Annotated in this window: 20 protein-coding genes; all 20 read right to left on the bottom strand. The window is 56.7% G+C overall.

All coding sequences use genetic code 11. The annotated features are described in order from the left end of the window. Positions 1 to 12 precede the first annotated feature (12 nt). The 20 genes from rpsN to K1718_RS13505 all read right to left on the bottom strand — a co-directional run bounded on the left by rpsN (position 13) and on the right by K1718_RS13505 (position 12,054). Complete coding sequence (rpsN, locus tag K1718_RS13600; protein WP_152501378.1) at positions 13 to 318, bottom strand: 30S ribosomal protein S14; 306 nt, start codon at positions 316 to 318, stop codon at positions 13 to 15. A gap of 21 nt (positions 319 to 339) precedes the next feature. Beyond that, the gene (rplE, locus tag K1718_RS13595) at positions 340 to 897 is read right to left on the bottom strand and encodes a 50S ribosomal protein L5 (RefSeq protein WP_265682204.1); all 558 of its coding nucleotides are present in this window, start codon (positions 895 to 897) and stop codon (positions 340 to 342) included. Continuing rightward, positions 890 to 1,207, bottom strand: coding sequence for a 50S ribosomal protein L24 (gene rplX, locus K1718_RS13590; RefSeq protein WP_152501376.1), 318 nt, complete (start codon positions 1,205 to 1,207; stop codon positions 890 to 892). Before rplX ends, rplE begins: the two co-directional genes overlap by 8 nt. Continuing rightward, on the bottom strand, positions 1,207 to 1,575 hold the full coding sequence (gene rplN, locus K1718_RS13585) for a 50S ribosomal protein L14 (RefSeq protein WP_008191626.1): 369 nt from the start codon (positions 1,573 to 1,575) through the stop codon (positions 1,207 to 1,209). Before rplN ends, rplX begins: the two co-directional genes overlap by 1 nt. A 67-nt stretch (positions 1,576 to 1,642) precedes the next feature. After that, positions 1,643 to 1,873: a 30S ribosomal protein S17 gene (gene rpsQ, locus K1718_RS13580; RefSeq protein WP_152501375.1), complete on the bottom strand. Its 231-nt coding sequence runs from the start codon at positions 1,871 to 1,873 to the stop codon at positions 1,643 to 1,645. Between the two features lie 10 nt (positions 1,874 to 1,883). Next, positions 1,884 to 2,084: a 50S ribosomal protein L29 gene (gene rpmC / locus K1718_RS13575; RefSeq protein WP_152501374.1), complete on the bottom strand. Its 201-nt coding sequence runs from the start codon at positions 2,082 to 2,084 to the stop codon at positions 1,884 to 1,886. Positions 2,085 to 2,105: 21 nt separating this feature from the next. After that, the gene (gene rplP / locus K1718_RS13570; protein WP_055115933.1) at positions 2,106 to 2,519 is read right to left on the bottom strand and encodes a 50S ribosomal protein L16; all 414 of its coding nucleotides are present in this window, start codon (positions 2,517 to 2,519) and stop codon (positions 2,106 to 2,108) included. Between the two features lie 47 nt (positions 2,520 to 2,566). Then, a complete protein-coding gene (rpsC, locus tag K1718_RS13565; RefSeq protein ID WP_152501373.1) occupies positions 2,567 to 3,295 on the bottom strand; it encodes a 30S ribosomal protein S3 in 729 nt (242 codons plus the stop codon). After that, positions 3,295 to 3,675, bottom strand: a complete 381-nt coding sequence (gene rplV / locus K1718_RS13560) for a 50S ribosomal protein L22 (protein ID WP_152501372.1) — start codon at positions 3,673 to 3,675, stop codon at positions 3,295 to 3,297. Before rplV ends, rpsC begins: the two co-directional genes overlap by 1 nt. Before the next feature lie 2 nt (positions 3,676 to 3,677). Further along, on the bottom strand, positions 3,678 to 3,956 hold the full coding sequence (gene rpsS / locus K1718_RS13555; RefSeq protein ID WP_022998243.1) for a 30S ribosomal protein S19: 279 nt from the start codon (positions 3,954 to 3,956) through the stop codon (positions 3,678 to 3,680). Positions 3,957 to 3,968: 12 nt separating this feature from the next. Then, positions 3,969 to 4,802 carry a 50S ribosomal protein L2 gene (rplB, locus tag K1718_RS13550; protein WP_152501371.1) on the bottom strand — a complete coding sequence of 278 codons (834 nt, stop codon included), beginning with the start codon at positions 4,800 to 4,802 and terminating at the stop codon, positions 3,969 to 3,971. An 18-nt stretch (positions 4,803 to 4,820) separates the two neighbouring features. Then, positions 4,821 to 5,114: a 50S ribosomal protein L23 gene (locus K1718_RS13545; RefSeq protein ID WP_152501370.1), complete on the bottom strand. Its 294-nt coding sequence runs from the start codon at positions 5,112 to 5,114 to the stop codon at positions 4,821 to 4,823. Then, positions 5,111 to 5,731, bottom strand: coding sequence for a 50S ribosomal protein L4 (gene rplD / locus K1718_RS13540; RefSeq protein WP_265682218.1), 621 nt, complete (start codon positions 5,729 to 5,731; stop codon positions 5,111 to 5,113). Before rplD ends, K1718_RS13545 begins: the two co-directional genes overlap by 4 nt. Beyond that, the gene (gene rplC, locus K1718_RS13535) at positions 5,731 to 6,441 is read right to left on the bottom strand and encodes a 50S ribosomal protein L3 (protein WP_152501368.1); all 711 of its coding nucleotides are present in this window, start codon (positions 6,439 to 6,441) and stop codon (positions 5,731 to 5,733) included. Before rplC ends, rplD begins: the two co-directional genes overlap by 1 nt. A 23-nt stretch (positions 6,442 to 6,464) precedes the next feature. Beyond that, entirely contained in the window at positions 6,465 to 6,773 is a 309-nt protein-coding gene (gene rpsJ / locus K1718_RS13530) for a 30S ribosomal protein S10 (protein WP_006936455.1), read from the bottom strand. A 72-nt stretch (positions 6,774 to 6,845) separates the two neighbouring features. Beyond that, positions 6,846 to 8,036, bottom strand: a complete 1,191-nt coding sequence (tuf, locus tag K1718_RS13525) for an elongation factor Tu (protein WP_152501357.1) — start codon at positions 8,034 to 8,036, stop codon at positions 6,846 to 6,848. A gap of 46 nt (positions 8,037 to 8,082) precedes the next feature. After that, positions 8,083 to 10,158, bottom strand: coding sequence for an elongation factor G (gene fusA / locus K1718_RS13520; RefSeq protein ID WP_152501367.1), 2,076 nt, complete (start codon positions 10,156 to 10,158; stop codon positions 8,083 to 8,085). A 25-nt stretch (positions 10,159 to 10,183) separates the two neighbouring features. Continuing rightward, positions 10,184 to 10,654: a 30S ribosomal protein S7 gene (gene rpsG, locus K1718_RS13515; RefSeq protein ID WP_152501366.1), complete on the bottom strand. Its 471-nt coding sequence runs from the start codon at positions 10,652 to 10,654 to the stop codon at positions 10,184 to 10,186. A gap of 12 nt (positions 10,655 to 10,666) precedes the next feature. After that, the gene (gene rpsL, locus K1718_RS13510; RefSeq protein WP_006936459.1) at positions 10,667 to 11,038 is read right to left on the bottom strand and encodes a 30S ribosomal protein S12; all 372 of its coding nucleotides are present in this window, start codon (positions 11,036 to 11,038) and stop codon (positions 10,667 to 10,669) included. Between the two features lie 722 nt (positions 11,039 to 11,760). After that, entirely contained in the window at positions 11,761 to 12,054 is a 294-nt protein-coding gene (locus K1718_RS13505) for a regulator (protein WP_152501365.1), read from the bottom strand. Positions 12,055 to 12,118 lie beyond the last annotated feature (64 nt).

Here is a 12,118-nt window from a genome sequence, read left to right as displayed (position 1 = left end):
CGGAGTTTCTCCTTACCAGCTCGACTTGACCAGGCCCGGGATTTTACCCAGAGAACCCAGTTCACGAAGCGCAATACGCGACATCTTCAGCTTGCGGTAAAAACCGCGCGGACGGCCGGACACTTCGCAGCGATTGCGAACACGGTTCGGCGCGGAATTCCGCGGCAGTTTTGCCAGCTTCAGGCGGGCGTTGTAACGCTCTTCCAGGGACAGGCTTTCATCTTTGGCCATTGCCTTCAGAGCGGTGCGCTTCTCAGCGTATTTCTTGACAAGCTTCTCGCGGCGCTTGTTTTTCTCGATTGCGCTTTTCTTCGCCATCGTCGTTCCCTTCCTTGCCCGTTACTTCGTGAACGGGAAGTTGAACGCGCGCAGAAGCTCGCGCGCCTCGTCATCCGTCGATGCCGTTGTGCAAACGATCACGTCCATGCCCCAGATCTGGTCGACCTTGTCGTACTCGATTTCCGGGAACACGATGTGTTCTTTGATGCCCATGGCATAGTTGCCGCGACCGTCGAAGCTTTTCGAGTTCAGACCACGGAAGTCACGAACGCGCGGCAGCGCGATGGTGATCAGACGGTCCATGAACTCGTACATCTGCTGGCGGCGCAGGGTCACCTTGGCACCAAGTGGCATGCCTTCACGAACCTTGAAGGTTGCGATGGATTTCTTAGCCTTGGTGATGACCGGCTTCTGACCGGCGATTGCTGCCAGGTCTTCTGCTGCGATGCGCGCTTTCTTGGAATCGCCAACCGCCTCACCGACACCGATGTTCAGGACGATTTTTTCCAGCTGCGGAACCTGCATAACGTTCTTGTACTGGAACTGTTCCAGAAGCTGCTTGCGCACGACTTCATCGTAATGCGTCCGAAGACGCGGCACATTAGTGGACTCAGCCATCGATCAGGTCTCCCGAACGCTTGGCCACACGAACCTTGGTGCCATCGTCCTGCACTTTGAAGCCGACGCGAGTCGCCTTGCCGTCCTTAGGATCGACCAGGGAGACGTTGGAGAGATGGATCGGTGCTTCCTTAGCAACGATGCCAGCTTCCTGGGTCTGGGTCTGCTTCTGGTGGCGGCGAACCATGTTGATGCCACGGACCAGGGCCTTGTTATCGGCGGTCAGCATCTGGATGACTTCGCCGGACTTACCCTTGTCACGGCCGGTCAGTACAACCACCGTGTCGCCTTTTTTAATTTTCGCAGCCATCAGAGCACCTCCGGCGCGAGCGAAATGATTTTCATATGGTTTTTTGCACGGAGTTCGCGCGGCACCGGACCAAAGATACGGGTGCCGACCGGCTCCTTATTGTTGTTGACCAGCACGGCCGCATTGCGGTCGAACCGGATCACGCTGCCATCGGGACGGCGGATATCCTTTGCCGTGCGCACGACGACAGCCTTCATCACGTCGCCCTTCTTAACGCGGCCCCGCGGAATAGCCTCTTTGACGGAGACGACGATAATGTCGCCGACCTGGGCATATTTACGCTTGGAGCCGCCGAGCACTTTGATGCACATGACACGACGCGCGCCGGAATTATCGGCGACGTCGAGGTTTGTTTGCATCTGAATCATGACTGGCTGCCTTGTTCTTCTATTGGCGCTCGGTTAAGCGCCTGATGCTCACTTGATCGGAGCGTGGTCACTGAGTGACCACAGTCCAACGTTTGTTTTTCGAGATCGGCGCGCACTCTTCGATCTGAACAGAGTCGCCAATCTTGTATTGATTGCTTTCGTCGTGTGCGCGGTACTTTTTAGTCCGGCGCACAGTCTTCTTCAGCAGCGGGTGTGTGAAGCGACGCTCCACGTTCACCGTCACCGTCTTGTCATTGGCGTCGCCGACAACGGTGCCCTGCAAGATACGCTTTGGCATTGCCGTCTCCTTAAGCGTTCGCCGTCACGCGCTTTTCGCGCATGATCGTCTGGATACGCGCGATGTCGCGGCGGATCTGCCGGACGCGCGCTGTGTTTTCAAGCTGACCCGTTGCCTTCTGAAAACGCAGATTGAACTGCTCTTTCTTCAGACCTTCGAGTTCCGTGCGGAGCTCATCAACGGTTTTCGCCCGTACTTCGGTCGCCTTCATGGCATTAACTCCTCGACTGCCTTACTCGCCGATACGCTGAACGAAACGGCATTTGATCGGCAGTTTGGCAGCAGCAAGACGCATCGCTTCACGCGCAATGTCTTCCGGCACACCGTCAATTTCGAACATGATCCGGCCAGGCTTGACGCGGCAAGCCCAGTAATCCGGAGAACCCTTACCCTTACCCATACGGACTTCAGCAGGCTTCGAAGAAACCGGAACGTCCGGGAAGATACGGATCCAAACACGACCCGCACGTTTCATGTGGCGGGTCATAGCACGACGGGCCGCTTCGATCTGACGTGCAGTAACACGCTCTGGCTCCAAAGCCTTCAGACCGAATGCGCCGAAGTTGAGGTCGGTGCCTCCCTTCGACAAGCCGTGAATGCGGCCTTTGTGCTGCTTGCGGAACTTTGTGCGCTTCGGTTGCAGCATCGTTCTTCTCTCGTCTTTCTTATCTTACGAGCGGCAGGCAGCTTGAATTAAGCTGCGCGCTCGCGGCCCCGATCCCGGCGTCCGCCGCGATCACCCTGGTTTCCGTCTGTCACAGCGCTCGCACGGCGTTCAGACGCCATGGGATCGTGTTCCAGAATTTCACCCTTGAAGATCCAGACCTTCACACCGCACACGCCGTAAGCCGTGTGAGCGCTGGCAACACCGTAATCGATGTCAGCACGCAGAGTGTGGAGCGGCACGCGGCCTTCACGGTACCATTCGATACGAGCGATTTCTGCGCCACCGAGACGTCCGCCGCAGTTGATCCGGATGCCTTGGGCGCCGAGACGCATGGCGGACTGAACAGCCCGCTTCATGGCGCGGCGGAAGGCAACACGGCGTTCCAGCTGCTGAGCGATCGAAGCGGCAACAAGGGTCGCGTCGATTTCCGGCTTGCGAACTTCAACAATGTTGATGTGCACTTCCGAATTGGTGATGTCGGCAATCTTCTTGCGAAGACGCTCGATATCGGCACCCTTTTTACCGATAACCACACCCGGACGACCGGAGTGAATGGAAACACGGCATTTTTTGTGCGGGCGCTCGATAACCACTTTGGAAACGGCCGCCTGCTTGAGCTCCTTCAACAGGAACTCACGGATGCGGAAATCTTCATGAAGAAGATCGCCATATTCGTTCTTGTTCGCGAACCAGCGGGAATCCCAGGTGCGGTTGATCCCAAGGCGCATGCCGATCGGATTTACTTTATGTCCCATCAGGCAGTCTCCTCAACTTCGCGCACAACGATGGTCAGGTTCGAGAAAGGCTTCTCGATCCGGCCGACGCGTCCGCGTGCACGGGCCTGGAAGCGCTTGATGACAAATGCCTTGCCAACATGAGCCTCGGCAACCACCAGGTTGTCGATGTCCAGGTCATGATTGTTTTCCGCGTTTGCAACGGCAGACATCAGAGTTTTCTTGACGTCCTGCGCAATGCGCTTGCGGGAGAATGTCAGGTCCGCAATGGCGGAGCCGACCTTTTTGCCGCGGATAGCAGCCGCAACGAGGTTCAGCTTGCGCGGAGAAATGCGCAGCATGCGGGTCATTGCCCGAGCCTCGTTGTCAGCGAGCGTCCGCTCACGCTTCGGCTTGCCCATCGTTACTTCCTCTTTGCCTTCTTGTCGGCGCCGTGTCCGTAGTAGGTCCGGCTCGGCGAAAATTCACCGAACTTGTGACCAATCATCTCTTCAGACACCAGCACCGGAACGTGCTTTTGACCGTTGTAGACGCCGAAGGTCAAACCGACGAACTGCGGCAGGATCGTTGAGCGGCGGCTCCAGGTCTTGATGACCTCGTTCCGGCCGGATTCGCGAACCTTGTCAGCTTTCTTCAGCAGATACCCGTCGACAAACGGACCTTTCCAGATCGAACGTGCCACGATCCTTGTCCTTTACTTCTTACGCGCGTGACGGCTGCGGACGATAAACTTATCGGTCTGCTTGTTACGCCGGGTGCGCTTACCTTTGGTCGGTTTACCCCAAGGAGTAACCGGATGACGACCGCCTGAGGTCCGGCCTTCACCACCACCGTGCGGGTGGTCGATCGGGTTCATGGCAACACCACGCGTATGCGGACGAATGCCAAGCCAGCGGGAACGGCCTGCTTTGCCGAGGTTTACGTTGGCATGGTCCGGGTTGGACACAGCGCCAATCGTAGCCATGCATGTGCCGAGCACACGGCGCTGCTCGCCAGACATAAGGCGCAGCGTTGTGTAGCCCTGGTCACGGCCAACGATCTGAACGAACGCGCCGGCGGAGCGGGCGATCTGGGCACCTTTGCCCGGCTTCAGTTCGATGTTGTGTACGATCGTACCAACCGGGATACGCGACAGCGGTGCTGCGTTGCCCGGCTTGACGTCGACGTTTTCACCAGCAGAAACAGTGTCGCCAACGGCCAGACGCTGGGGCGCCAGGATGTAGCTCAACTCACCGTCTTCGTAGCGGATAAGAGCGATGAATGCGGTCCGGTTCGGATCGTATTCCAGACGCTCGACCGTTGCCGGTACGTCCCACTTGCGGCGCTTGAAGTCCACAAGACGGTAGGACCGTTTGTGACCGCCACCGCGGTTCGGTGACGTCAGGCGACCGGTGTTGTTACGACCACCCTTCTTGGACAGGCCTTCGGTCAAAGTCTTGACCGGCTTGCCTTTCCACAGACCAGAGCGGTCAACCTGTACAAGCTGACGGCGGCCTGGGGACGTCGGGTTGAATGTCTTAAGTGCCATTTTTCTTAAGTCCCCGTCTTAGAGCCCGGTGGTCACGTCGATTGCGTGACCTTCCTGCAGCGTAACGACGGCCTTCTTGAAGTCAGACTGACGGCCAAGACGTCCGCGGAAGCGCTTGACCTTGCCCTTACGGACGAGAGTGTTCACTGCCGTGACCTTGACACCGAACAGCGCTTCGACTGCGGCCTTGATTTCCGGCTTCGTTGCATCGTTGGCAACTTTGAAGACAACCTTGTTCTCTTCAGAAGCCATCGTCGACTTTTCGGTGATTACCGGGCCGACGATCTTGTCGTAGTGAGGAAGTTTGCTCATTTGAAGCGCTCCTCAAGTGCAGACACCGCAGCCTTGGTCAACACCAGAGTGTTGGCACGCAGGATGTCGTAAACGTTGATGCCCTGAACCGGCAGCACATCCACATGTGGAATGTTGCGTGAGGCCAGCGCAAAGTTGTTGTCGACTTCGGCACCGTCGATAACCAGAGCGCTCGTCAGGCCAAGCTTGTTCAGCTGGTCCTTAAGGGCCTTGGTCTTGGCTTCGGCAGCCTTGGCGTCTTCAACAACGACAATGCTCTCAGTTTTCGCTTTTGCCGACAGGGCATGCTTCAAACCGAGCACACGAACCTTTTTCGGCAATTCGTGGCTGTGGTCGCGAACAACCGGGCCAAAGGCCTTGCCACCACCGCGGAACTGCGGAGCCTTCTTGTTACCGTGGCGAGCACCGCCGGAGCCTTTCTGACGGACGAATTTCTTCGTCGAGCCGGAAATCTCTGCGCGCTTCAGCGCCTTGTGGGTGCCGGTCTGGCGTTTCGCCAGCTGCCAACGCACCACACGGTGGATCAAATCGGTGCGCGGCTCGAGACCGAAGATCTCGTCAGACACCGTGATCGAACCGGCCGCCCCACCTGCGAGGGTCTTGACCTGGAGTTCCATCACTCACTCTCCTTCCCGGCAGCTTCAGTCGCTTCGGTTGCTTTGAAAGCACCCGGAACCGGAACATTTTCCGGCAGCGCCTTTTTGACCGCGTCGCGGACCAGGATCCAGCCGCCTTTGGCGCCCGGAACAGAACCCTCGACCATGATCAAGCCACGCTCAACATCAGTGCGCACAACCTTCAGGTTCTGCGTGGTCACGCGGGCGTCGCCCATATGACCGGCCATTTTCTTGCCCTTGAACACGCGGCCCGGATCCTGACACTGACCGGTAGAACCGTGTGAGCGGTGCGAGATCGAGTTACCGTGTGTTGCACGGCCACCACCGAAGTTGTGACGCTTCATCGCACCGGCAAAACCTTTACCGATGGAAGTGCCGGTCACATCAACGAACTGGCCTTCAACATAGTGATTGGCAGTCAGCTCAGCGCCGACGTCGATCATGTTGTCCGCGGAAACGCGGAATTCAGCGACAGTCCGCTTCGGCTCGACTTTGGCGACGGCAAAATGACCGCGCAGAGCCTTCGGCGTGTTTTTAACCTTACGGGTACCAGCGCCAAGTTGCAGCGCAGTGTAACCATTCTTTTCTTCAGTCCGGTGGGCTACCACCTGGCAGTTTTCCAGCCGCAAAACCGTGACCGGAACATGCTCGCCTGCATCGTTGTAGATGCGGGTCATGCCCACTTTCTGAGCGATCACTCCAGAACGCATGGATGTGTCCCCTTCGACCCGGCTTAAAGCTTGATCTCGACGTCGACACCAGCGGCAAGGTCGAGCTTCATCAGCGCGTCCACCGTCTGGGGCGTCGGATCAACGATGTCGAGGAGGCGCTTGTGTGTACGCATCTCGAACTGATCGCGGCTTTTCTTATCGATGTGCGGTCCGCGAAGCACAGTGTACTTCTCGATCCGCGTCGGCAGCGGTACGGGACCCCGTACCTGAGCACCGGTCCGCTTGGCCGTATTGACGATCTCCTTAGTGGAGGCGTCCAGAATACGGTGGTCAAACGCCTTGAGGCGGATCCGGATATTCTGACCGTTCATTGTTATTGTTCCCAATAAGACTGCGGGCCTGCCCGCGTTTCGGTTTGAAGCGCCGGCAGGCCCGGCTGTCGACTATTCGATGATTGAAGCGACGACGCCTGCGCCGACGGTACGGCCACCTTCGCGGATCGCGAAGCGCAGGCCTTCTTCCATGGCGATCGGCACGATCAGCTCAACGTCAACGGAAACGTTGTCGCCAGGCATAACCATTTCAGTGCCTTCCGGAAGGGAAACAACACCGGTCACATCAGTCGTACGGAAGTAGAACTGAGGACGGTAGTTGGTGAAGAACGGCGTATGACGGCCACCCTCTTCCTTCGTCAGAATGTAGGCTTCTGCCTTGAACTTCGTGTGCGGGGTAACAGAACCCGGCTTACAAAGAACCTGGCCACGCTCAACGTCTTCACGGCCAACACCGCGGATCAGTGCACCGATGTTGTCGCCGGCTTCACCGCTGTCCAGCAGCTTGCGGAACATTTCAACGCCGGTAACCGTCGTCTTCTGGGTGTCCTTGATGCCGACGATCTCGACTTCTTCACCCACGTTGATCACGCCACGCTCAACACGACCGGTCACAACAGTACCGCGGCCGGAGATCGAGAACACGTCTTCGATCGGCATCAGGAACGGCTGATCCTTCGGACGCTCTGGCGTCGGGATGTATTCGTCAACCTGATTCATCAGCTCACGGATCGCGTCACGGCCAATCGCCGCATCGCGGTTCTCAACAGCTGCAAGCGCGGAACCCTTGACGATCGGAATGTCGTCGCCCGGGAACTCGTAGGAAGACAGAAGCTCACGGATTTCCATCTCGACAAGCTCAAGAAGCTCTTCGTCGTCGACCTGGTCAACCTTGTTCATGAAAACAACAAGAGCCGGAACGCCAACCTGACGGGCAAGCAGAATGTGCTCGCGGGTCTGCGGCATCGGGCCGTCTGCGGAAGACACAACCAGGATACCGCCATCCATCTGAGCAGCACCGGTGATCATGTTCTTCACGTAATCGGCGTGACCAGGGCAGTCAACGTGGGCGTAGTGACGGGCGTCCGTCTCATACTCAACGTGAGCCGTGGAGATCGTGATACCGCGAGCCTTCTCTTCAGGCGCACCGTCAATCTCGTCATAAGCTTTTGCTTCGGCACCACCTGCTTCTGCAAGCGTCATGGTGATCGCAGCGGTCAGCGTCGTCTTGCCATGGTCAACGTGGCCAATCGTGCCAATGTTAACGTGCGGCTTGTTGCGCTCAAATTTTTCCTTCGCCATCGGATTACTCCGTTTCTCTATTTCTTTTGACGTTAAGAGGCTGGGATCAGGCGTATTTCGCCTGAACCTCTTCGGCGACAGCCTGCGGCACCTGCTCGTAGTGATCGAACACCATCGAGTACTGGGCGCGGCCTTGAGACATGGAACGCAAGTTGTTCACATAGCCAAACATGTTAGCCAGCGGAACCATTGCGGTGATGACAGTGACAACGCCCCTGTTCTCCGTACCTGCGATCTGGCCGCGGCGGGAGTTCAGGTCACCTATCACGTCACCCATGTAGTCTTCCGGAGTGACAACCTCGACTTTCATGATCGGCTCCAGCAATTTCGGGCCGGCCTTCTGGATCGCTTCGCGGAAACCGGCACGGCCGGCGATTTCGAATGCGAGCACAGAGGAGTCAACGTCGTGGTATGCACCGTCGGTGAGAGTTGCCTTGATGTCGAGCATCGGGAAGCCTGCCAGCGGGCCGGAAGACATCACGCTCTCAATACCTTTGGTAACACCCGGGATGTATTCCTTCGGAACGTTACCGCCGACGACGGAGCTCTCGAAGACATAACCTTCATTCGGCTCGGACGGCTCAATGGTGAGCTTGATGCGAGCGAACTGGCCGGAACCACCGGACTGCTTCTTGTGGGTGTAATCCACATCAGCCTGTTTGGTGATGGTTTCACGGTAAGCAACCTGCGGAGCACCGATGTTGGCTTCAACCTTGAATTCGCGCTTCATGCGATCAACGATGATGTCCAGGTGCAACTCGCCCATACCGGCGATGATTGTCTGACCGGATTCTTCGTCAGTCTTGACGCGGAAGGACGGGTCTTCAGCTGCCAGGCGGTTCAGGGCAAGGCCCATTTTCTCCTGGTCGCCTTTGGTTTTCGGCTCAACCGCGATCTCGATGACCGGCTCAGGGAACTCCATACGCTCCAGGATCACCGGCTTCAGCGGATCACAAAGCGTGTCGCCTGTCGTGGTGTCCTTAAGACCTGCAATCGCCACGATGTCGCCTGCATAAGCCACATCAATGTCGTCACGGGAGTTGGAGTGCATCTGCATCATCCGGCCGACGCGCTCACGCTTGTCTTTAACCGTGTTGAGCAAAGACGTGCCCTTGTTCAGAACGCCAGAGTAGATGCGGCAGAACGTCAAGGAACCGACAAACGGATCGTTTGCAATCTTGAACGCCAGCAGACCAAGCGGCTCTTCATCAGATGATTTGCGCTCGACTTCTTCTTCGTTCTTGGGATCGATGCCTTTAATCGCAGGCACTTCCACCGGGCTCGGAAGAAAATCGACAACAGCGTCGAGAAGCGGCTGAACGCCTTTGTTCTTGAACGCGGAACCGCAGAATACCGGAACAAATTCGTTGCTGATTGTACCCTTACGGATAAGCTCTTTGATCTTATCGATGGATGGCTCTTCGCCTTCCAGATAAGCTTCCATCGCTTCTTCTTCGATCTCGACAACGGTCTCGACCAAAGCATCACGTGCCTCTTGTGCGCGATCAGCAAGATCGGCTGGAATATCGACGACATCCCAAGCAGCACCGAGATTTTCCGACTGCCAGATGAGTGCCTTCATTTCCAGAAGATCAACAACACCTGCGAAATCGCTTTCAGCTCCAACCGGAAGCTGCATAACAAGCGGTGTGCAGCCGAGGCGCTTTCTGATCATTTCGACACAACGATCGAAATCAGCACCAAGCTTGTCCATCTTGTTGACGAAGATCATCCGCGGGACGTTGTACTTGTCGGCCTGACGCCAAACAGTCTCTGTCTGCGGCTCAACGCCAGCATTTGCGTCCAGAAGAGCGACAGCACCATCAAGAACACGCAAGGAACGCTCGACCTCAATGGTGAAGTCAACGTGTCCTGGGGTGTCGATGATGTTCAGGCGCTTATCGTTCCAGAATGCAGTGGTCGCAGCGGACGTGATCGTGATGCCACGCTCCTGCTCCTGCTCCATCCAGTCCATGGTGGCTGCGCCATCATGAACTTCGCCGATCTTATGGCTCTTACCTGTGTAGTAGAGGATCCGCTCGGTAGTTGTGGTCTTACCGGCATCGATGTGTGCCATGATGCCGAAGTTGCGGTAGTCCTCGATTTTATGCGTGCGCGACATAGCGTCAGCCCTTCGAAGTCACAAATTACCAGCGATAGTGCGAGAACGCGCGGTTGGCATCAGCCATCCGGTGCGTGTCTTCACGCTTCTTAACTGCGGTACCACGGTTGTTTGCAGCATCGAGCAACTCGCCAGAAAGACGATCAACCATTGTCGTTTCGTTGCGATTGCGTGCTGCGGTGATCAACCAGCGAATTGCCAGTGCCTGGCGGCGGTCAGAACGAACTTCAACCGGAACCTGGTAGGTCGCACCACCAACACGGCGGGAACGGACTTCCACTTGCGGCATAACGTTCTCAAGAGCAGCATGGAACACTTCAATCGGGTTCTCACGGGTCTTGTTCTCAACCACATCAAACGCACCGTAAACAATGCGTTCTGCAGTGGACTTTTTGCCGTCATACATGATCGAGTTCATGAACTTGGTGACGACGATATCCCCGAACTTCGGATCCGGGTTAATTTCGCGTTTTTCTGCGCGGTGACGACGGGACATCTGATGTGCTCCTTACTTCGGCCGCTTGGCGCCGTATTTCGAACGACGCTGCTTACGATCCTTGACGCCCTGGGTATCGAGCACACCACGGATGATGTGATAACGAACGCCCGGCAAATCCTTCACGCGGCCGCCGCGGATCATCACCACCGAGTGCTCTTGAAGGTTGTGACCTTCACCCGGGATGTAGCCAATGACTTCGAAGCCGTTGGTCAGGCGGATTTTGGCCACCTTACGCAGAGCCGAGTTCGGCTTCTTCGGCGTCGTCGTGTAAACGCGGGTGCAAACACCACGCTTCTGGGGGCAGGCCTCCATGGCCGGCACCTTGTTCCGCTTCGGCGGATCTTTCCGCGGCTTGCGGATCAACTGGTTGATGGTCGGCATTCTTTGCCCTTTACCTTGTCCATCCAAAAATTCTTTAGCAATTGCAGTTCTCACAGCCCTGCAGACAACCGGCACAAACCGTTAGCCATGCAGAATTGCACCAGCGCGCTCAGAACTGAGCGGCCGGCGCTGCGAAAAACCAGAGGACCACAAGTTGCCTCGCGGTCATGCAATCGACGCGTATTCGCCTATGTAACCCGGCAGCGTTTAAGAGGATTGGGTCCTGCGCCTTGGTTAGCGCTGGACGGGTTCACTCTTACCGCCTGCCCTTGGGATGCGCGGAAACTACTCATATGCACCCATTGCGTCAAGTGCTTTGTCGAAAAAACCGCGGCTTTGCGCATTACCGATCGGCAATGCGAATTTGTGACATGATTTCCGTCGGATACGGCAAATGAGCGACACTATTCACGCGCCGTTTTGTAATTTTATTTCGCAGCCAACTTTCCGGCTAACGAAGCATGGGGACTCGATCGCCACTGAAGCGGCATGACCGCGATTCCCGGCGCGACTCTTCTGACGATCGGATCCAACGAAGAGCCTTGTTCCTTCTCATGAATCACTTCTCCAAACCGAACGGGAAGAATTCGATGCATTGCCAATGACGCCCGCTTCAATCGGCCCTGCAGAACTTTCAATCCTGCTGAGTGTCGGAGTTCCCCCTCACCTGTACTCCAGGAAACGTACATTGCGATACCGGTCCAAACTGCGTAAGCACCGTGTCAGGCTGAAAAGGTCACAATCGCAACATTGCCTGAAAGTGCATCCTGGTAGGCGCCTTCATAGACCGGATCATCGGGTTCACCATCCATGACGCCGATCTGCTCCAACTCAGCTTCCGCAAACCCCTGCGAAGACAAGGACTCAAGTGTTCTTCTCACGGCATCATCATCATCCGGCGCAGTGAGCAGCGCGTGGATGGTAATGGCGTCCTCCGGCAACGCTTCCTCATTCTCCCATACCCGACCGATGACGATATAGACGACCGGATCCATTTCAACTTCATTGTCATTCATAGCTAACTTCCGCCTGTGTCCTGATACAAGAAAGGCCGCCCGGAGGCGGCCTTTCGAATTGTCA

The organism is Roseibium porphyridii (genome assembly GCF_026191725.2).
Taxonomy (GTDB): domain Bacteria; phylum Pseudomonadota; class Alphaproteobacteria; order Rhizobiales; family Stappiaceae; genus Roseibium; species Roseibium porphyridii.
This window is presented reverse-complemented; position numbering and strand designations above follow the sequence as displayed.

Coding starts and splice junctions, on each gene's coding strand:
- rpsN (WP_152501378.1), bottom strand. CDS start 318: ATGGCGAAGAAAAGCGCAATCGAGAAAAACAAGCGCCGCGAGAAGCTT.
- rplE (WP_265682204.1), bottom strand. CDS start 897: ATGGCTGAGTCCACTAATGTGCCGCGTCTTCGGACGCATTACGATGAA.
- rplV (WP_152501372.1), bottom strand. CDS start 3,675: ATGGGCAAGCCGAAGCGTGAGCGGACGCTCGCTGACAACGAGGCTCGG.
- tuf (WP_152501357.1), bottom strand. CDS start 8,036: ATGGCGAAGGAAAAATTTGAGCGCAACAAGCCGCACGTTAACATTGGC.
- rpsJ (WP_006936455.1), bottom strand. CDS start 6,773: ATGAACGGTCAGAATATCCGGATCCGCCTCAAGGCGTTTGACCACCGT.
- rplD (WP_265682218.1), bottom strand. CDS start 5,731: ATGGAACTCCAGGTCAAGACCCTCGCAGGTGGGGCGGCCGGTTCGATC.
- fusA (WP_152501367.1), bottom strand. CDS start 10,158: ATGTCGCGCACGCATAAAATCGAGGACTACCGCAACTTCGGCATCATG.
- rplX (WP_152501376.1), bottom strand. CDS start 1,207: ATGGCTGCGAAAATTAAAAAAGGCGACACGGTGGTTGTACTGACCGGC.
- rpsL (WP_006936459.1), bottom strand. CDS start 11,038: ATGCCGACCATCAACCAGTTGATCCGCAAGCCGCGGAAAGATCCGCCG.
- rpsQ (WP_152501375.1), bottom strand. CDS start 1,873: ATGCCAAAGCGTATCTTGCAGGGCACCGTTGTCGGCGACGCCAATGAC.
- rplC (WP_152501368.1), bottom strand. CDS start 6,441: ATGCGTTCTGGAGTGATCGCTCAGAAAGTGGGCATGACCCGCATCTAC.
- K1718_RS13505 (WP_152501365.1), bottom strand. CDS start 12,054: ATGAATGACAATGAAGTTGAAATGGATCCGGTCGTCTATATCGTCATC.
- rplP (WP_055115933.1), bottom strand. CDS start 2,519: ATGCTGCAACCGAAGCGCACAAAGTTCCGCAAGCAGCACAAAGGCCGC.
- K1718_RS13545 (WP_152501370.1), bottom strand. CDS start 5,114: ATGAGCAAACTTCCTCACTACGACAAGATCGTCGGCCCGGTAATCACC.
- rplB (WP_152501371.1), bottom strand. CDS start 4,802: ATGGCACTTAAGACATTCAACCCGACGTCCCCAGGCCGCCGTCAGCTT.
- rpmC (WP_152501374.1), bottom strand. CDS start 2,084: ATGAAGGCGACCGAAGTACGGGCGAAAACCGTTGATGAGCTCCGCACG.
- rpsC (WP_152501373.1), bottom strand. CDS start 3,295: ATGGGACATAAAGTAAATCCGATCGGCATGCGCCTTGGGATCAACCGC.
- rplN (WP_008191626.1), bottom strand. CDS start 1,575: ATGATTCAGATGCAAACAAACCTCGACGTCGCCGATAATTCCGGCGCG.
- rpsG (WP_152501366.1), bottom strand. CDS start 10,654: ATGTCCCGTCGTCACCGCGCAGAAAAACGCGAAATTAACCCGGATCCG.